Source organism: Halomonas llamarensis (assembly GCF_023555005.1).
Taxonomy (GTDB): Bacteria; Pseudomonadota; Gammaproteobacteria; order Pseudomonadales; family Halomonadaceae; genus Vreelandella; species Vreelandella llamarensis.
This window is the reverse complement of sequence record NZ_JAMJPJ010000003.1, coordinates 65,963-85,552: the sequence shown is the minus strand read 5'-3', so window position 1 is coordinate 85,552 and position 19,590 is coordinate 65,963. Positions and strand designations below refer to the sequence as shown.

Here is a 19,590-nt window from a genome sequence, read left to right as displayed (position 1 = left end):
ATGCCCACCGCGAAACACTCTGCCGCGAATAATACGCCGCTTGAAGTCGCCTGCCCGCAGTGCGGCAAAAAAGTGCCTTGGTCTTCAGAGAACACCTACCGCCCTTTTTGCAGCAAGCGTTGCCAGCTGATTGATTTTGGCGCCTGGGCGGATGAGTCGCATCGCATTGCTGGGGAATCCTCAATGGACGAAGCTGACATCGACATGTTATTGCAGCAAGCTGACCGCGACGCACCGCTGTCATAGCCGCTATGCCGACTTCCTCCTCCAACGACACATTGCTGCCGTACCAACTTCAACACCGACTTGATGCGAGCTTTGATGCAGTGCTCAATGCTCTTGAAGGCGTTGTCGCGCGGTTTGACGAGCACGCACCGGCGGTATGGGCCTTTAACAACCCAATGCCGGATGCTGCTTGGCTTCGCCGTGCCCTTTTCGATATGTGGCATGAAGAAGGCCAAGACGGCCGCGAAACGCGCAACTACATCGGCTTAATCGCTGCGGATGAGGCGCTGATTGATGCGGTGATGGCGGCAAATCAGGCCAAAAACGACGTTAGCGAGTGCCTGAAGGCCATTAAAGCGCACGCCCCTACCGCAATGAGCAGTGCCAAAGCGCAGCTGCCAATGCGACACCCGGACGTAGAGCGAGTACTGGAGAAAACCGGTTTAGCACGGCTTCATCTCAAACAGTGTTGGCGACATTTACCCGTGGCACAAGCGCCCGTCTCAAGGGTACGCTTTGCCTGGTACAGCAGCGGGCGCTCAATCAAACGCGTAACGGTACAAGAAGCCGAGAAAAAGCTATTGGCGTTGGATACCGACGCCGCGCATGTCCGCATTCAACTGCGTAAACTTGCGAGCATACCGAGCGGAGAGATTTTGGCGCAAGTGCAAACACAAGCGCCGCTAATGCGGGCTAACCTGTTTTTTACCGAGCCACTAGAAGATGGACATACGCGTCGCGCGCTGAACGTGGCCATGCCTATTTTCGTGCCGAGCCATGATGGACGTCTGCCTCACAGCAATATGCCCCCGCTTACCCCACCAGAAACCCGCACCCGAGCCAAACGCCGCGATGAAAAGCTAGAAAGCGAGGCCTTTTTGCCGAGCCTACGCGTCTATCGCTATCGCTAACGCTAACGCCTCAGTTTTTAACGTCTTCACCCTTTGTTGACGCCAAACCTGCTTTGGCCTTAGGCACTTGCCTCTCTTTCCAGTGCCCGGTACGTAACAGCGTTTCAATCAGTGCGAGAAGCTGCGCTTGCGAGATGGGCGACTCGGCCAACAGCGCGTGAAAACGCTCACGAAATACCGCCGCACTTTCTTGCTCACGAGCTTCCTCACGTTCTTGCTCACGGGCTTTTTGCTCTTCCTCTTCCAAGGCGGCTAGCGAACGCACCGGTGGGCCGGTGGGAATATTGAAGGCATTTTTCGGGTTTTCAAGCTCGCGCAGTGCGTTAGCAAACGCATCATCTAGCTCGCGAAACTGGCGCAGCTTATCCCTTTCATCTAATGGCTTGTGGTCTTTTTGATATTTCATCGACTCTCATCTTCACCTACGGAAAAGCGGCAAGACCGCTAAAATGGGCATTAATGTCTTAAAACTATGCACAAATGTGCAAACGCATACAGCAAACTTGCCTTTGGCCTCCTAAAACATGCATAAAGAACATAGCATAAGAACCTAGTATGAAAGCATGAACCGAGGTCATCGTACGTGAGTACGACAGAAACGCCGCCGGTTAGCTTATTGCGCATTAGACACCACCGTTCGGCATAAAAGCGCCAAAAGCGCTGCAGCAAAAGCTTACACAAGCAAGTACGCACCGGGAAGGTGCCTAGCAGGTAATACAACACACACCTGCCCAACGAATGCACAGGAGGCCGAATAATGTTTAATGCAATGACACGGGCAGAAATATGGCTACAGGATACCATCGACAAGCCACTGGGCATTAATGACCTTGCCAACCATTTGGGCTATTCCGACTCGCAAGTCAGGCGTCAATTTCGCGATTTTTTTCACATCTCACCCAGTGCCTACCGCGACCGGCGCCGCCTTGAGCGTGCGGCCGTGTTACTCGTTCTAACCCCTAAAAATATAGCGCAGGTGGCTCTTGAATGTGGCTATTGTAACCACTCTTCTTTTTCACGCGCTTTCCACAAACACTTTGCCGTAAGCCCGCGAGATTTCCGGCAAGCATTACGCCAAGACCTTCATCAACAATGCCCAGCTAGCGGTTTTATCACTCGGGTTGTCAAAAAGCCGCCACGACAAGTTATACTGCAACGCTACTATAAAGCACCCGAGCAACTTAACGCATTAGGCACACCCAAACTGCATGCGACACCATTAGCTATGCAGGCCAAGGCTTGGGAGAACGCCATACCAAGTATTGCCTTGCCTGATTTGCTGACCGAAAAAATCGATGCACATGTCGTTGAGTCATCACCCGTGCAACGGCGAACAGACGTGGGCCTCTACTTAACGCCTCAAGATGACTCGTCTTTAAAGCTTTCTCTGCCGATGCCTTATCGGCGTATTGCCTTAGCGCCACAATACTATGCCATCACCCGCTTTGACGATCTTTCGACGCTCTCACACGCGCTGACGCATGCTCTGTGCCATTTAACCTGCAAGGCCACCCCGTTTCATGTCAACGGTAACGCACCTTTTATATTATGGTGCAACGGTACGATGGAGCTGCGCTTACCGTTAACAGGGTAGACAATAATGTTCGCGCATTATTACGTATTGGCTGGCCAATGCAAAACCGGCATTTCAGAGAAATGCCGGTTTAAAACACTAAGCCTTAATTACCGAGTTTTCGATACTTAGTCTTCCATACGCACTAGCCAAGATTCGACCGTATCATCACCGTACTCTGCTTTCCAGCTTCTCAGGCCTTTGTGATTACCGCCACGGGTCTCAATCACATCCCCTGTGTGCGGGTTCTCGTAAATCTTGAGACGGCGTTTGCGGCGGCCATCGGTACTCTTCATTTGCTTCTGAGCATTCGACCGTACGTTCGGATCAAACAACGCGACAAGATCAGCTGGCATTTTACCAAACTCTTCCATCAGTGCTTCAAGGCGCTCTTTGAATTCAAGCTCACTCTTTAAGCGCTGATCGCCTTCCATCCGCTGCAGATCTTCTTGCAGTTGCTTAAGCTGCTGCTCTTTCTGGATGTATTCATTCAATAGGGACATTCGAGGCATCCTTTGGTGTCATTCAAGCCGCAAAATAGCGCATTGGCTGGCTCTAACATTTCAATTGTCGCTTTTCACTTAAGCGATCACGCAGTATTGCTATAAAAACAGACTCAAGTGCTTTTAAATACGCGCATATTATTGCTTTAAATAATACCACTGACAACAGTATAGTCCGTTTTAAATGGATAATAGCTATTTTTTAGGTTTAAACACCCTTTCCGCAGCAACTAAGTGCAACAGAAAACGGCTGATTTTACGCTATAAAACCAATCGCTAAAGCAATATACCAAGAGTCAAACCTTAAAATGGGTTCGGGACACCATGGATAACAAAAAATCAAATAAGCGCCGTGGAGAACGGGCACAAAAAGCGTTTCAACAAACACCTAACAAAGCCTGAACAACCTAACCGTTAGAGCGCCGAATAGAACCGAACCGAACCCAACCAGGCAGAAAAACGCCGCCCCATAGGGCGGCGTTTTGAATGGGCCTAACTGTGTACCAACAGCGTCTTAGTAAGACGCCTAAACTAACAGTATTAGTCTTGGCCCATTTGCTGCTTGATCAAGTCACCGATAGTCGTCGGAGCACCTGATTCCGGCTCTTGCTCACGAACCTTCTTCATGTTCTGACGCGTTTCGTCCTGCTCTTTCGCCTTTACTGACAGATTAATCTGGCGGCTCTTGCGATCGACACTGACGATGCGCGCCTCTACGCTGTCGCCTTCGTTCAGTACATTACGTGCGTCTTCCACACGGTCAGCGCTGATTTCAGACGCTTTCAGCACGGCGACAACGTCTGTTGCGAGTTCAACTTGCGCTTCTTTGGCGTCAACTTCAACAACACGACCTGTCACGATGGTGCCCTTGTCATTAACAGACAGGAACTCAGCGACTGGGTCGGTATCCATCTGCTTGATGCCCAGGGAAATGCGCTCGCGCTCCGGGTCGATAGAGAGGATAACGGCTTCGGCTTCGTCGCCTTTCTTAAAGTGGCGCACAGCTTCTTCACCGGTCTCTGTCCAAGAGATATCGGACAGGTGAACCAAGCCATCAATGCCGCCTTCCAAGCCAATGAAGATACCGAAATCGGTGATCGACTTGATGGTACCGGAAACACGGTCGCCCTTGTTGTACTGGGCGTTGAACGTTTCCCAGGGGTTCGGCGTGCACTGCTTAATACCCAAGGAGATACGACGACGTTCTTCGTCGATATCCAAGATCATCACATCAACATCGTCGCTCACTTGAACGACTTTAGACGGATGGATATTCTTGTTAGTCCAGTCCATTTCAGATACGTGAACCAGGCCTTCGACACCTTCTTCCAATTCGGCAAAGCAGCCGTAATCGGTGAGATTGGTTACTACGGCGTGCACGATGGTGCCTTCCGGATAACGCTGCTTGATGCTGACCCACGGATCTTCACCGAGTTGCTTAAGACCCAGCGATACGCGGTTGCGCTCACGGTCAAACTTCAGCACTTTTACGTTAATTTCGTCGCCCACGGCAACAATTTCAGACGGATGCTTGATGCGCTTCCATGCCATATCGGTAATGTGAAGCAGGCCATCTACGCCACCCAAATCAACGAAGGCGCCGTAGTCGGTAAGGTTCTTAACGATACCTTTAATCTGCTGGCCTTCTTGCAGCGTGGCAAGCAGCGCTTCACGCTCGGCACTGTTCTCAGCTTCAAGAACGGCACGACGCGAAACCACCACGTTGTTACGCTTCGGATCGAGCTTTATCACTTTAAAGTCGAGTTCTTTGTTCTCAAGGTGCGCGGTATCGCGAACCGGACGAACATCGACCAAAGAGCCCGGTAGGAAGGCACGAATGGAGTCTACCTCGACGGTGAAGCCGCCTTTGACTTTACCGTTGATCACGCCTTTGATGACTTCATCTTTCTCGAAGGCTGCTTCAAGCACCTTCCACGCTTCGGCGCGTTTGGCTTTTTCACGGGACAGACGCGTTTCACCGAAGCCATCTTCTACGGCTTCCAAGGCAACGTGTACATCGTCACCGATGGCGATGTTCAGTTCACCGTTTTCATCGCGGAATTGTGCCGCGGGGATCTGACCTTCAGACTTCAGGCCAGCGTTAACGGTAACCCAGTCACCGTCAATGTCGACAACCTGGGCCACGACGATGGCGCCCGGCTCCATATCGATGTCGTTAAGAGACTGTTCAAACAGTTCAGCAAAGCTTTCGCTCATGGTTTTCCTACGTGATCAACGTTGTTGAGGCATAACTGCCTTCTCCGCACCACCAGCAAGTACGGGCCTAATGTCACTCTGCTTTCGAGGGCGTTAGCGCTGGTTCGACCTAGCCGGGCTCACCGCAAAGAGTTAAGTGCCCTGCCACGTCATGACACCGGTTCGAAAGCGCCGCAAGGGAGAATCAAACGCCGGATGCTATACCTTTATTGGCCAGCAATTCGGTCATCCAATCTACCACTTCCGGTATACTCAGGCGCGTGGTATCAAGCGTAATAGCATCATCTGCTGGCTTGAGTGGAGCCACTTCGCGCTGCGTGTCGCGTGCATCGCGTGCCTGAATCTCCTCTAAAAGACTCGAAAGACTAGCATTCACTCCAGCTTCCTGCAACTGAAGATGCCGCCGCCGTGCCCGCTCTTCGGCACTAGCGGTTAAAAAAATCTTCACCGGGGCGTCACGAAAAACCACGGTACCCATATCGCGACCATCGGCCACGAGCCCCGGCGCCTGGCAAAAGTCGCGCTGGCGCTGCAAAAGCGCCGAGCGTACCGCAGGTAGCGCGGCCACTTGCGAGGCTCGCTCGCCTGCGGCTTCTGTGCGAATCGCGCGTCCGACATCTTCACCTTCCAACAATGTCTTGGGCGAACCATTTTCGACTGGAAAGGCAACGTCAAGTTGTTCCGCTAGCTGAGCCAATGCGGGCTCATCGTCTAGAGCGACTTGGTGCTTAGTGGCCGCGTGAGCGGTAAGACGATAAAGCGCGCCGCTATCAAGCAAATGCCAGCCTAATGTTTGTGCCATTAGGCTACTGATCGTGCCTTTTCCCGCGCCGCCGGGCCCGTCAATAGTGAGAACCGGTGCCTGTTCAGCCATTTTCGCCCTCCACCTTCATCCCCATACCGATGCGTGTCGCAAGCTCAACGAAATTGGGAAACGACGTCCCCACATTGGCGCAGTCGTCGATGACGATTTCATCACTGGCGCGCAGGGCAGCAACCGCAAACGCCATCGCGATACGGTGATCTCCCAGGCTATCAATGCGCCCGCCGCCATAACTTGGCGTGTCCTCGCGGCTATGACCCACGATATCAATGCCGTCTTTCACCACCGTATGTGCAACGCCCAGTATCGCCAGGCCATCGGCCATTGCCTGAATACGGTCGGATTCTTTGACCCGCAACTCTTCTGCGCCGCGCAGGCGAGTCGTGCCTTCAGCGTTAGCAGCGGCGATGAAAAGTGCCGGAAATTCATCGATTGCCAGCGGCACCTGATCAGCGGGAATATCAATACCCTTGAGCGGCGCATAGCGAATACGAATATCCGCCACCGGCTCACCGCCGACCTCCGTTTGGTTAGACAAGGCAAGATCCGCGCCCATCAGCGTTAAAATATTGATCACGCCGATACGCGTTGGATTGATACCAACATGCTCCAGGGTAATATCCGCCCCGGGCGTAATCGCCGCCGCGACCAAGAAAAACGTCGCCGACGAAATATCCGACGGCACATCGATCGGGCCTGCCGTGAGTTTGCCGCCACCGGCTAGCCAACAGGTATCGCCATCGCGCTGCACCGAATAGCCAAAGCCGTTCAGCATGCGCTCAGTATGATCGCGCGTCGGCGCAGGTTCGCGCACACGAGTTTCCCCGTCAGCGTACATGCCAGCAAAAAGCAGACAGGATTTCACCTGGGCGCTGGCCATTGGTAAATCATAGCCGATGCCTTTTAGCGCTGACCCACCGTGAATTTTAAGCGGCGGTCGCCCTCCTTCGGCAGTATCGATAACGGCACCCATTAGGCGCAAAGGGTCAGCCACCCGCCCCATCGGACGTTTGTTGAGCGAGGCGTCACCGGTCAATTCGCTATCGAATGCCTGCCCGGCCAAGAGACCCGCAAATAAGCGCATCGCCGTGCCGGAGTTCCCCACATAAAGCGGCCCGGAAGGCGCTTTTAAACCGTGCATTCCCACACCGTGAATGGTCACGCGACCTTGATGCGGGCCTTCTATCGCCACGCCCATTTCGCGAAAGGCCTGCAGCGTCGCCAGGCTATCTTCCCCTTCCAGAAAGCCCTTTACCTCGCTTACGCCTTCGGCAAGCGCGCCGAGCATGATAGAGCGGTGAGAAATCGATTTATCGCCGGGTACCCGTAAGCGGCCCTGGGCTTGGCCGCCGGGGCGCACGCGGTACGTCACTTGACCCTGTGGTTGCATTAAGTATTCCGCCTGGTAACTGGTATCGTTCAAAAGCGATTCGAAGTAGTGTCGCGCATGGCTTGCACGGTCAAACGTGGCCAGCATCGCGTCGCTGTTGCCGGCTTCAACGGCCGTGCGCAGCGTTGAAAGCCCGGCCTCAAAGTCATCGAGTGATGCCAGCACGGCGTCGCGATTGGCAATGAAGATATCCCGCCACATGACAGGGTCACTGCCGGCGATACGGGTAAAGTCGCGAAACCCGCCCGCCGCGTAGCGAAAAATGTCCAGCCGCTGATCCTGGCGTGCCAGCGTATCCACTAGCGAAAACGCTAGAAGATGCGGTAAGTGACTGGTGCGAGCCAGAACATGATCGTGCTGTGCTACGTCCATTTCTAACACCTCGGCACCTGTCGCTTGCCATAGCGCACGCACACGCGCAAGCGCTTCAGGGTCGACATCAGGCTCGGGAGTGAGAATCACTTTATGGTTCACATAGAGCTTGGGGTTAGCCGCTGCCACGCCGCTTTTTTCCGAACCCGCAATCGGGTGACCGAGCACCAGCGTTGGCGGCACCCGGCCAAACACGCGATGCGCACATTCGCGAATCGTCGCCTTGGTACTGCCCACGTCGGTGATCACCACGCGCGTCATATTCGGTAGCACGTCGGCAAGCTCACGCATCACGCTTTCCATCGCCAGCACCGGCACGGCAAGCACGATCATACTCGCCCCCGGCGCTTGCTGGGAAAGCGTTGTCCCGCCGGAATCAATCAACCCCATGTCGATACCGCGCTCAATCTCTTTGGCGTCGGGGTCGCAGGCGACGATCTCACCGTCAAAGCCCGCCTCTCGAAGCGCTGCCGCGAGAGAGCCGCCAATCAACCCCAACCCAACGATCAAGAGCCGCGATTCGCTCACCCGGTTCGGCATAACGGCATTGGGGCCCGCTACGCTCACATCACGCCCTTGGGATAAGAACCCAAGACCCTTAAATCGGCAGCGCGCAGACGTACTTCTTCGAGCATAGCGGCCACATGCGGTTCAGCGTAGTGGCCTTTAAAGTCGATGAAGAAGACATAGTTCCACACACCGCTTCGCGAAGGCCGTGTTTCTAGGCGTGTCATATCGATCTGATGACGATGAAAAGGCTCTAGCAAATCGTGCAATGCGCCGGGCTGGTTGCGCATTGCCACCACCAGCGAGGTTTTGTCATCACCGGACATCGGCACATCTTGGCTGCCGATAATCAAAAAGCGAGTAGAGTTATCCGGGCGGTCTTCAATTTTTTCCGTCACGCGGTCTAAGCCATAAAGCTTTGCCGCCATATCACCGGCAATCGCCGCGCTATGCCATTCGGTTTTCACTAGCTTGGCGGCTTCAGCGTTGGACGCCACCGGCACGCGCTCGGCGTGAGGGAAATGAGCATCGAGCCATTTGCGGCACTGGGCAAACGATTGCGGATGCGAGTAAACGCGCGAGACCTTGTCTCGCCGGGTATTCTCACTCACCAGTAAATGGTGATGAATCCGCAGCACCACTTCACCGCAGATATTGATAGAAGAATCCATAAAGGTATCCAGCGTGTGGTTAACCACGCCTTCGGTAGAATTTTCCACCGGCACCACGCCGTAGTTCACCGCCCCCGCTTCTACCTCGCGGAACACTTCATCAATGGCGGCCATCGGCAAGCTGACCGCGCTTTCGCCAAAGTGTTTAAGCGCTGCCTGCTGGGTGAACGTCCCTTCCGGGCCGAGATACGCGACCTTGACCGGCTGCTCTAACGCCAAACACGCGGACATAATTTCACGAAACAGCCGCGCCATTTCTTCATCATCTAGTGGCCCGTCGTTTAGCTCCATAATGCGACGCAATACTTGAGCCTCGCGCTCAGGGCGATAAAACACCGCCGAGGCGTCATCGGCGAGTTTGGCCCGGGCAACTTCTTTCGCGCAGCTCGCGCGCTCACTGATGAGACGCAAGACATCGCTATCAAGCTGGTCAATGCGCTGGCGAAGCGCTTCAAGCTTATCGGACATCGTGGCTTTAACCCCTTCTCTGTTCAAAATCTGCCATGAAGGCAATCAGCGCATCCACGGCGTCTTCCGATACCGCATTGTAGAGACTGGCGCGTATGCCCCCGACGCTGCGATGCCCCTTGAGATTTAACAGCCCGGCGTTATCGGCCTCGGCTAAAAAAGCACCGTCCAACGCCGAATCCGCCAGCACAAACGGTACGTTCATGCGCGACCGGTCAGGCTTTGCTATCGGGTTGGCGTAGAAATCGCTGGCATCAATCGCACCGTATAACTTATCTGCCTTACGTTGATTGATCGCCTCCATCTGCGCAAGCCCGCCAATATCATCCTTCAGCCATTGGAACACCAGCCCCGCTAAGTACCACGCGTAAGTCGGCGGCGTGTTGACCATTGAGTTCGCATCCGCAATGGCACGATAGTTAAATAGCGACGGTATTGGGCTCTGTGCTTGGTCAAGTAAATCATCGCGCACGATCACCAGCGTCAAGCCTGCCGGGCCAATATTCTTCTGCGCGCCAGCGTAAATAATGCCGTATTGCGACACATCAAGCGGCGCAGCGAGAATATTCGATGACATATCGCACACCAGCGGCACTTTTGTGCCATCGATGCGCTGTGCATTGGGCGTGTAATCAAACGCCAGACCGCCAATGGTCTCGTTGGAGGTAAAGTGCAAGTAAGCGGCATCGTCGCTTACCTGAATCGCACCCTGACGCGGTACCGCCGTGTGTCCGTTTGACTCGCTGCTGGCCGCCAAATGGTGCGGCAACCCAAGTTGGTTAATTTCCGCCAGTGCCTTTTTGCCCCAAATACCGGTATGGATAAAATTAGCACTGCCACCGCGACCCAACAGATTCATCGGCAACATTGAAAATTGCAGGCTAGCGCCGCCTTGCAAAAACAACACTTTATAGTTGTCCGGCACGCCAAGCAGCGAACGAAAATCGGCTTCTGACTGCTCGGCGATGGCGATAAAATCATCGCTGCGGTGGCTCATTTCCATTACCGAGAGGCCATGCCCTCGGTAATCAAGCATTTCCGCCTGCGCACGTTCGAGCACTGCCGCAGGCAGAGCCGCCGGCCCCGCGCAGAAATTATAGTGACGCGTCATCAGCTCCCGTGGCCTCCTCTTTATTTTCATCTACCACGTCGTTTTCATCTAGCACTTCGAGTTCGGTATCTTCCGGCTCATCGACACGCACTGTTTTCACGAGCTTTTCGTCTTTACCCAAGCGAATCAACATCACGCCTTGGGTGTTTCGCGAGGTCGTTGAGACTTCCTCAACCCGAGTACGAACCAGCGTGCCGCGATCGGTAATCAGCATCATTTCATCGCTGTCATAAACCTGCATACTGGCGACAAGCGCGCCGTTACGTTCGCTCGTTTGCATCGCAATCACACCCTGGCCGCCACGACCACGCAACGGGAACTCACCCAGGCGCGTACGTTTGCCATAACCGTTTTCGCTCGCGGTAAGGATATAAATCGGCGCTTCTTCCGCCCCGGCTTCAGCGACAGGTAAGGTGTCGTTGCCTTCTGCGTCTATTTCGGCATCAATTTGCTGATGCTTGGGAATAATCAAGCTAATGACTTCCGCGTCGCCTGCCAAGCGCATGCCGCGCACACCGCGTGCAGTGCGGCCCATCGCGCGGACGTCGCCCTCTTCGAAGCGGATCGCCTTGCCGTTGGACGAGAGCAGCATGGCGTGGTCATCGCCGGTAGTAATTGCCGCGCCGACCAAACGGTCGCTGTCATCGAGATCAATGGCGATCAAACCCACGCTACGCGGGCGCGAGAACTGCTCAAGGCTGACACGCTTGACCGTCCCTTTGGCGGTGGCGAAGAAGATGTAGTGGCTAGGCTCGTAGTCGCGCACCGGAAGGATTGCGTTAATCGCCTCCCCGTCCTCTAGCGGCAGCAAGTTCACCAGTGGCTTACCTCTTGATCCACGGCTTGCAGCTGGCATCTCGTAGACTTTCAGCCAGTAGACCTTGCCCCGATTTGAGAACAGCAGCACGGTATCGTGGGTCGAGGCGACCAGCAGGTGCTCGATGACGTCCTCGTCCTTCATCGCCGTGGCTGACTTACCGCGCCCGCCACGATGCTGCGCTTGATAATCCGAAAGCGGCTGCGTTTTGGCGTACCCCGAACGCGACACCGTGACCACCATATCCTCTTCAGCGATCAGATCCTCCATGGAAAGATCAAGATGGCTGGCCTGGATAACTGTGCGTCGCTCATCGCCAAACTGATCGCGAACGGCGTGCAGTTCCTCACGGATCACCTCCATCAGGCGATCCGCGGAGGCGAGAATTTCGGTAAGTTCCGCAATTTTCTCCAGGATCGAGAGGTACTCATTGAGCAGCTTCTCGGTTTCAAGTCCGGTTAAACGGTGCAAACGCAGCTCAAGAATCGCTTGTGCCTGGGCAGGCGATAGGCGGTATTTTGTCGCTGAGGGATTAAGGCCGAAGCCTTCTTCTAACCCTTCCGGTTTGCAAGAGGTCGCGCCAGCGCGCTCCAGCATGCCGGTCACCTGCCCCGGCTGCCAATCGCGGTCAAGCAGCTTCTGTTTGGCTTCCGCGGCGTTAGGAGAGGCTTTGATCAGCTCAATCACTTGATCGATATTGGAGATCGCGACGGTCAAGCCTTCCAAAATGTGGCCACGTTCACGGGCTTTTTTCAGCTCATATAGCGTACGACGCGTCACCACTTCACGGCGGTGGCGTATAAAGGCTTCTAACAGCTCTTTAAGGTTGAGCGTGCGCGGCTGGCCGTTTTCCAGCGCGACGATGTTAATGCCGAACACGTTTTGCAGTTGAGTTTGGGCAAAGAGGTTGTTAACCACCACCTCGCCGGACTCGCCGCGCTTAATTTCAATCACCACGCGCAAGCCGTCTTTATCCGACTCATCGCGCAGTTCGGCAATGCCTTCGATGCGCTTTTCTTTGACCAGCTCGGCGATTTTTTCGATCAGCCGCGCTTTATTCACCTGATACGGCAGCTCGGTGATAATGATGTGGTCGCGACCGGTTTTATCGTCGTGCTCGATGGTGTGGCAGGCGCGCACGTAAACACGCCCACGGCCGGTGCGATAGGCTTCGAGGATACCGGCCCGGCCATTAATGATACCGCCGGTGGGGAAATCCGGGCCCGGGACATAATCCATCAGGTCATCCACCGAGAGCGTGTAGTCGTCGATCAGTGCCAAGCAGGCGTCGATCACTTCACGCATGTTGTGCGGCGGAATATTGGTCGCCATACCCACGGCGATGCCCGAGGAACCATTAATTAACAGGTTTGGGACTTTGGTGGGCAGGACATCGGGGATGCGTTCGGTGCCATCGTAGTTATCGACCCAGTCGACGGTCTCTTTTTCGAGATCGGCCAGTAACTCGTGGGCCAAGCGCGACATGCGCACTTCGGTATAACGCATGGCGGCGGCGCTATCACCGTCGATCGAACCAAAGTTACCTTGGCCGTCTACCAGTACGTGGCGCATGGAGAAATGCTGCGCCATCCGCACGATGGTGTCGTAAACCGCGCTATCCCCGTGAGGATGGTATTTACCGATGACATCGCCGACTACGCGCGCCGATTTCTTATACGGTTTATTCCAGTCATTACCCAACTCGTGCATAGCGAATAAAACGCGCCGATGCACGGGCTTTAAGCCATCGCGCACGTCTGGAAGCGCGCGGCCGATGATAACGCTCATCGCATAGTCGAGGTACGACTGTTTGAGCTCGTCTTCAATATTGACGGGCAGAATTTCTCTGGCGATGTCACCCATGAAAGTCAGATCCTTTGCACTGCTTTGGCACTGCGAGAGTTGAAAGCGCTTAAAAATACCGCCTTGGGTCATACAACACGGCGGCGCGCAAATACCGCAACATCATACCATTACAGACGCGGCAAGGGCAGTCAGGGTAAGCAGGATTCCCTCTGCCTTTGGCCTAAACGCTAAACGCCTCTTTACTCAGGATGAGCGTATTCAGCGCTTCACGCACATCGCCCTCAATCGGTGAGGCTTTATTGGCTTTCACATCTAGCAGCACAAAGGTCAGGTCCGCTTTTGCGACCAAAGCACTATCCTGGCGGCGAACAATCTGATGGTGGCAAACAGCACTGCGATCACCAACCTCCACCATACCGGTTAACACCACCAGATCATCACCGGCCACCGCGGCGGCGCGATAATCGATGTTTAAGTTCACCACCACAAAAGCCTTACCCGCTTGATGCAGCTCTTTTATTAACACGGGATGCTCATCAAAGAACGCCCAGCGCCCTTCTTCCATAAACTCTAAATAGCGCGCGTTATTGACATGACCGTAGCCATCCAAATGATAGCCGCGAACCCGCAGTGCCGTGCGTGAGAATAAATCGCTCATTATCAAGCCTCCTATCTTTTATATATGTGCAATGTGCGAAAGACTAAATCAAACACAAGTTTGAAACACATACAACAGTCGCATACCTTGGCACTTGGATTCAGTAATCGTGCTGGCAGGCAGGCGCCGCTTTCGCCATAATGATCGCCCTTTTCTTTAGGACAGGCGATATGTGGTTTAAAAACCTGCTGTTATACCGCCTTCACGGCGCATTGGGAGACGCTCAAGAAAGTGCGCAAACTCCCCCCCTCGACGCGTTAGGTGATGCCCTAGAAGCGCACGCGGCCCGACCGCTCGGCAGTGCCGATGCGCGTCGACTGGGCTGGACAGCGCCTGGTGGCCGCTTGGGTAGCGGGCAATACGTGCACGAAATTCAAGGGCACCGGCTGCTCTCCGCCCTGCGCCAAGAACGCCTACTGCCGGCTTCCGTGGTCAAAGAAGAGCTGGAAGATCAGGTGGCTAACATTGAGGCAAGCGAGAGCCGCAAGGTCACCCGCAAAGAAAAAACCGCGCTCAAAGAGCAAATCACCGAAGCGCTGTTGCCACGTGCTTTCGTCCGCAGCCAAAAAACAGACCTTTGGTGGGATACACGCCGTGGGCTCATCGGCATTAACGCAAGCTCCCGCACCCGGGCAGAAGAAGTTTTAGACTTGCTGCGAGAAACGCTCGGTAGCTTAAAAGTTACGCCACTGGCCACGCAAACGCTGCCCATTCGCGCGATGACGACCTGGCTTAACGACCCGACAACGCGCCCAACGGATATGCAGCTTAGCGATCAGGTCGAGCTCAAAGCCAAAGGCGACGACGGCGTACTGCGGGCGCGCCAAGTGGATCTTGACGGTGACGATATTCAGCAGCTTTTAGACACCGGCCGCCAGGCGAGCAAGCTGGCGCTAGGGATCGAAGGACGGCTAAGCTTTGTCTTACACGATGACCTGGCGCTGAAATCACTTCGCTTTGGCGACGCACTGATCGAGGAAGCTGACCACGCCGACGACGGTGACGATGCCCTCCTCCGGTTAGAAACCGATTTTATCTTGATGGCGCAAGCATTGACTGAAGACATCGAGCGCTTAATCGGCTGGCTAGGTGGTGAAACACAATCCCAATCGCCATCCTAGATATTTGCGTATAACGCTTGGATGACACCTTTTCGCATCGCTATCTATTTTGACGGATCGCATGACTGAGACCAACGCTACCGGCGCCACCACGCGCGCCAATACACACACAGCAAACACTGACGACCCTTGGGCCGAGGTTCGCCCGTACCTGGATCATGAAGTGGCCGACGTGCTTGCTCGCCTTTCACGCGATAGTGAACTACTCAATGCCCTAACGCGTTTCCGCCTGCCCCGGCTTGCCCGCTGGGCACCCCCGCTTGCCCGCGCGCTGGCAAGCCACGCCGTGCGCCGCGAGGTGAAAGGCGTCAAAACCGTGTACGATTTTCAAATGCGTATCGCAAGTTACATGGAGCGCATGATCCGCACCTCAACCGACGCGTTTGAGGTCGCGGGACTGGATAAGCTGGATGAGAATAGCGCCTACCTTTTTATCGGCAATCACCGTGATATTTCACTTGATCCGGCATTTGTGAACTACGCCCTGTATCAGGCAAACCGCGATACCGTGCGTATTGCTATTGGCGATAACCTGTTGAAAAAGCCCTACGTCACCGACCTGATGCGGCTTAATAAAAGCTTTATTGTCCCGCGTAGTGCGCGTGGTAAGCGTGCCATGCTCGCCGCTTACCAGCAGTTGTCGGCCTATATTCGCCACTCCATCACCGTGGATGAACACTCCATTTGGATGGCGCAACGCGAAGGGCGGGCAAAAAACGGCATCGACCACACTGACCCCGCTATTATTAAGATGCTAACCATTGCGCGCCGTGGTGCTGATCGCCAAGCCAATTTTGGCGACGCCATCGCCGAGCTCAAGCTAGTGCCTGTCTCGATCAGTTACGAATTTGACCCTTGCGATACACAAAAAGCCCAAGAGCTGCACGATATCGACACTCAAGGCAGTTATGCCAAAAGCGAGTTTGAAGATATTAAGTCTATTGTGGCCGGCATTACCGGGGGCAAGGGGCGGGTTCAACTGCGCTTCGGCACTCCGATTGGCACCGACATGGCAACCCCGGATGAAGTCGCCGCGGAAATTGATCGCCAAGTGATTGGCGGCTACCGGCTGTACCCAAGCCATTATCTTGCGTTGGAAGCGCTTGGCGATGCCCCCGAACTTGTCGCCTGCAAGGCCATCACCCGCCAGGATCGCGAGCGATTCCAAGCGCGCCTGGCCACCGTGCCCGAGCATTTACGGCCTTACTGGCTGGCGCAATACGCCAACCCGGTAAAACACAAAGCGGGACGCCTGACGATGTAAGCATGCTATTTTTATACAATGCACACCGAACACGATGCACGTCGCATCATGCCCTGAAAGGCAAAAAATGCTATGGTCCATGCAGTTATTGGCGAGACCAAGCCGGGTCGTTAAGGAGAACCTTTATGTCCGCTTCAGAAATTCAAAAAACACGTATTATTAATGAGCTGCAGGGCTTTATTCGTAAGCTTTTGCAAGACCCAAAAATTTTAGAGCAGTCGCTTGAAGTCGCACGCAAAGAGTTTGCCAATGGAAGCACGCCTGAAGTGATGGCCCGGGTGGCCAATGAAATCTCCGACACCACCAGCGTGCATATTCCTGAAGACTCGGCCGAGCACTCTGAAGCCGATAAACTCTTTTTAGCCCTTTTGCGCGAAGTGGTGCTAGAAGAGCAAGCGCTCTACTAACAAGCCCACGCCCTACTACCTTGTCACCGGCGAAGCATCGGCTGCTTTGCCGTCTTTGCTTACAGTCTGCTGACGTCAATGGAAATGTCATTACCTATGTCCCATACCGCCACGCGCAAAATCCTGGTTACCAGCGCGCTCCCCTACGCCAACGGCGACATTCACCTCGGTCACCTGCTGGAATACATTCAGACCGATATCTGGGTGCGCTTCCAGAAAAGCCGTGGTCAGCAGTGCTACTATGTCTGCGCCGATGATGCGCACGGTACCGCGATCATGCTGCGCGCCGAACAAGAGGGCATTACATCTGAAGCGTTGATCGAGCGTGTCTCCCACGCTCACCAAGCCGACTTTGCTCGCTTTGGCGTCAACTTTGATAACTACCATTCCACCCATTCGACAGAAAACCGTTATTTCAGTGAGCTGATTTACACGCGCCTGCGCGATAAAGGCCACATCGCCACGCGAGATATCGAGCAAATGTTCGACCCGCAAAAAGGCCTCTTTCTCGCCGACCGTTTTATCAAGGGCACCTGCCCGAAGTGCCACGCCGAGGACCAATACGGCGATAACTGCGAAAAATGCGGTGCGACGTACACCCCGGCGGAGCTAATCGACCCGGTCTCCGCGATTTCCGGAGCAACACCGGAAGTACGCAGCTCCACCCACTACTTCTTTAAGCTGCCGGATTTTGCCGACTTTATGCAGAAGTGGATTAATGACGGTCACGTGCAGCCGCAAATTCGCAACAAACTGATGGAGTGGTTTGAGTCGGGCTTCAACGAGTGGGATATCTCCCGCGATGCGCCTTACTTCGGCTTTGAAATCCCCGATGCGCCGGGTAAATATTTTTATGTTTGGCTCGACGCGCCGATTGGCTATCTCGCCAGTTTTAAGAACCTGTGCGAGCGCGAAGGCATCGATTTCGATAGTTTCTGGCAACCAGGCTCCGATGCTGAGGTGTACCACTTTATCGGCAAAGATATCGTCTACTTCCACGCGCTGTTCTGGCCCGCCATGCTCCACGGCGCTGACTTTCGCACGCCCACGGCGGTCAACTGCCACGGCTTTGTCACCGTCGATGGCGCCAAGATGTCAAAATCCCGCGGCACCTTTATTAAGGCCGCCACCTATGCCGATTACCTCAACCCCGAGTACCTGCGCTACTACTTCGCTGCTAAGCTCACTTCCAAGGTGGACGATCTCGACCTGAATCTTGACGATTTTACCGCGCGAGTAAATAGCGATTTGGTCGGCAAAGTTATCAACATCGCCAGCCGTTGCGCGGGTTTTGTGAAAAAAATTGGCGGCGGCACGCTATCGTCAAGCTGCGCCGATCCGCAGATGCTGGCAAGCTTTATCGCCGCCGGCGATGATATCGCCGCTGACTATGAAGCCCGCGAATTCAGTCGTGCAATGCGCCACATCATGGAGCTGGCCGACGAAGCCAACACCTACATCGCCGATGCCGAGCCATGGGTGCTCGCCAAGCAAGATGGCCGCGAGCAAGAAGTACTCGATATTTGCTCGATGGGCATTAATCTATTCCGTCAGCTGATGGTTTATCTCGCGCCGGTTGTGCCAGCCATGGCTAAAGAGGCGCAAGCGTTCTTAAACCTGGCAACGCTTGACTGGCATAGTCGCCACGAGGTGCTGTCAAACCATGCCATCAATAAGTTCAAGCCGCTGATGACTCGCGTAGAGCGCGACAAAATCGATGCTATGATTGAGGCATCCAAGGAAGATCTCGTGGAAGAACAAAAACTCAAAGACGCCCCCAAAGGGCCGCTTACGGATGATCCTGTTGCCGATGAGGTCAGCTTCGATGACTTCATGAAAGTTGACCTGCGCATTGCCCGTATCGCCAAGGCGCAGTACGTTGAAGGCGCTGACAAGCTGCTGCAGTTGACACTGGATCTTGGCGGCGAAACGCGTAACGTTTTCTCCGGTATTCGTGCCTCCTACGCGCCGGAAGCGCTGGAAGGTCGCCTAACGGTCATGGTCGCCAACCTTGCGCCTCGCAAGATGCGCTTTGGCGTTTCCGAAGGCATGGTACTTGCCTCTGCTAACGACGACGGTATTTACCTGCTCTCACCGGATGCGGGTGCCGAACCGGGGCAGCGTGTTACCTAACCAGATCAACTAATAACCTGAGTCACCGATGAGCGAACTGTTCGTCATCCTGATCGGCACCGCGCTGGTCAACAATTTTGTCCTGGTCCAGTTTTTGGGGCTCTGCCCCTTTATGGGGGTCTCAAATAAGCTGGAATCCGCCGTGGGTATGTCGGCGGCCACGACCTTTGTACTCACGCTCGCCTCGGCGGCGAGCTACGTGGTGTATCACGGCTTGCTGGTACCGCTGGAGGTGACCTACTTACGCACCATTAGCTTTATTGTGGTGATCGCGGCGGTGGTACAGTTTACCGAGGTGATGGTGCGCTACATGAGCCCGCTTTTGCACCAAGTGCTGGGCATCTTTCTGCCGCTGATTACCACCAACTGCGCAGTGCTGGGGGTGGCGCTTTTGTCGCTCAACCGCGAGCTGAGTTTTTTCCATACCACGCTTTACGGCTTTGGTGCCGCGCTCGGGTTTTCGCTGATTCTGGTGCTGTTTGCGGCTCTGCGCGAGCGCTTGGGCACAGCCGATATCCCCAAACCCTTTCAAGGCGCGGCGATTGCGATGATTACGGCAAGCTTAATGTCGTTGGCCTTTTTAGGCTTTTCTGGTCTCGTTCAGCTCTAACGT

At 54.7% G+C, this 19,590-nt stretch carries 17 protein-coding genes; 8 read left to right on the top strand and 9 right to left on the bottom strand.

All coding sequences use genetic code 11. The features are described from left to right. Both yacG and M8006_RS03460 read left to right on the top strand, forming a co-directional pair. On the top strand, positions 1-246 hold the full coding sequence (gene yacG, locus M8006_RS03465) for a DNA gyrase inhibitor YacG (protein ID WP_250080071.1): 246 nt from the start codon (positions 1-3) through the stop codon (positions 244-246). 5 nt (positions 247-251) lie between these two features. After that, positions 252-1,136, top strand: coding sequence for a DNA replication terminus site-binding protein (locus M8006_RS03460; RefSeq protein ID WP_250080070.1), 885 nt, complete (start codon positions 252-254; stop codon positions 1,134-1,136). Between the two features lie 10 nt (positions 1,137-1,146). Here M8006_RS03460 and M8006_RS03455 read toward each other — a convergent pair whose 3' ends face one another. Then, positions 1,147-1,542: a hypothetical protein gene (locus tag M8006_RS03455; RefSeq protein WP_250080069.1), complete on the bottom strand. Its 396-nt coding sequence runs from the start codon at positions 1,540-1,542 to the stop codon at positions 1,147-1,149. Between the two features lie 351 nt (positions 1,543-1,893). On the opposite strand from M8006_RS03455, the gene M8006_RS03450 reads away from it, so the two are divergent. After that, positions 1,894-2,730 (top strand): helix-turn-helix transcriptional regulator, encoded by an 837-nt coding sequence (locus M8006_RS03450; RefSeq protein WP_250080068.1) that lies wholly within the window; start codon positions 1,894-1,896, stop codon positions 2,728-2,730. A 107-nt stretch (positions 2,731-2,837) separates the two neighbouring features. On the opposite strand, the gene M8006_RS03445 is transcribed toward M8006_RS03450, so the two are convergent. The 8 genes from M8006_RS03445 to M8006_RS03410 form a co-directional block, all read right to left on the bottom strand. Continuing rightward, positions 2,838-3,212: a histone-like nucleoid-structuring protein, MvaT/MvaU family gene (locus M8006_RS03445; protein WP_250080067.1), complete on the bottom strand. Its 375-nt coding sequence runs from the start codon at positions 3,210-3,212 to the stop codon at positions 2,838-2,840. Positions 3,213-3,752: 540 nt separating this feature from the next. Beyond that, positions 3,753-5,429, bottom strand: coding sequence for a 30S ribosomal protein S1 (rpsA, locus tag M8006_RS03440; RefSeq protein WP_250080066.1), 1,677 nt, complete (start codon positions 5,427-5,429; stop codon positions 3,753-3,755). 184 nt (positions 5,430-5,613) lie between these two features. Then, positions 5,614-6,303 (bottom strand): (d)CMP kinase, encoded by a 690-nt coding sequence (gene cmk / locus M8006_RS03435; RefSeq protein ID WP_250080065.1) that lies wholly within the window; start codon positions 6,301-6,303, stop codon positions 5,614-5,616. Next, positions 6,296-8,554: a bifunctional prephenate dehydrogenase/3-phosphoshikimate 1-carboxyvinyltransferase gene (locus M8006_RS03430; RefSeq protein ID WP_250080156.1), complete on the bottom strand. Its 2,259-nt coding sequence runs from the start codon at positions 8,552-8,554 to the stop codon at positions 6,296-6,298. The genes cmk and M8006_RS03430 overlap by 8 nt, the downstream gene beginning before the upstream one ends. Positions 8,555-8,577: 23 nt before the next feature. Then, positions 8,578-9,660, bottom strand: a complete 1,083-nt coding sequence (pheA, locus tag M8006_RS03425) for a prephenate dehydratase (RefSeq protein WP_250080064.1) — start codon at positions 9,658-9,660, stop codon at positions 8,578-8,580. Positions 9,661-9,667: 7 nt separating this feature from the next. Beyond that, the gene (serC, locus tag M8006_RS03420; protein ID WP_250080063.1) at positions 9,668-10,771 is read right to left on the bottom strand and encodes a 3-phosphoserine/phosphohydroxythreonine transaminase; all 1,104 of its coding nucleotides are present in this window, start codon (positions 10,769-10,771) and stop codon (positions 9,668-9,670) included. Further along, the gene (gene gyrA, locus M8006_RS03415; RefSeq protein ID WP_250080062.1) at positions 10,755-13,451 is read right to left on the bottom strand and encodes a DNA gyrase subunit A; all 2,697 of its coding nucleotides are present in this window, start codon (positions 13,449-13,451) and stop codon (positions 10,755-10,757) included. Before gyrA ends, serC begins: the two co-directional genes overlap by 17 nt. A gap of 163 nt (positions 13,452-13,614) precedes the next feature. Next, on the bottom strand, positions 13,615-14,052 hold the full coding sequence (locus tag M8006_RS03410) for an acyl-CoA thioesterase (protein WP_250080061.1): 438 nt from the start codon (positions 14,050-14,052) through the stop codon (positions 13,615-13,617). A gap of 170 nt (positions 14,053-14,222) precedes the next feature. Between M8006_RS03410 and M8006_RS03405 the strand changes: the two genes are divergently transcribed. From M8006_RS03405 to rsxA, 5 genes are all read left to right on the top strand, one after another. Beyond that, a complete protein-coding gene (locus tag M8006_RS03405) occupies positions 14,223-15,173 on the top strand; it encodes a recombination-associated protein RdgC (RefSeq protein ID WP_250080060.1) in 951 nt (316 codons plus the stop codon). Between the two features lie 61 nt (positions 15,174-15,234). Then, the gene (locus M8006_RS03400; protein WP_250080059.1) at positions 15,235-16,437 is read left to right on the top strand and encodes a 1-acyl-sn-glycerol-3-phosphate acyltransferase; all 1,203 of its coding nucleotides are present in this window, start codon (positions 15,235-15,237) and stop codon (positions 16,435-16,437) included. Between the two features lie 125 nt (positions 16,438-16,562). After that, positions 16,563-16,844 (top strand): hypothetical protein, encoded by a 282-nt coding sequence (locus M8006_RS03395; protein WP_250080058.1) that lies wholly within the window; start codon positions 16,563-16,565, stop codon positions 16,842-16,844. Between the two features lie 96 nt (positions 16,845-16,940). Continuing rightward, positions 16,941-18,977, top strand: a complete 2,037-nt coding sequence (metG, locus tag M8006_RS03390) for a methionine--tRNA ligase (protein WP_250080057.1) — start codon at positions 16,941-16,943, stop codon at positions 18,975-18,977. A 28-nt stretch (positions 18,978-19,005) separates the two neighbouring features. Next, a complete protein-coding gene (gene rsxA / locus M8006_RS03385) occupies positions 19,006-19,587 on the top strand; it encodes an electron transport complex subunit RsxA (RefSeq protein ID WP_250080056.1) in 582 nt (193 codons plus the stop codon). Positions 19,588-19,590 lie beyond the last annotated feature (3 nt).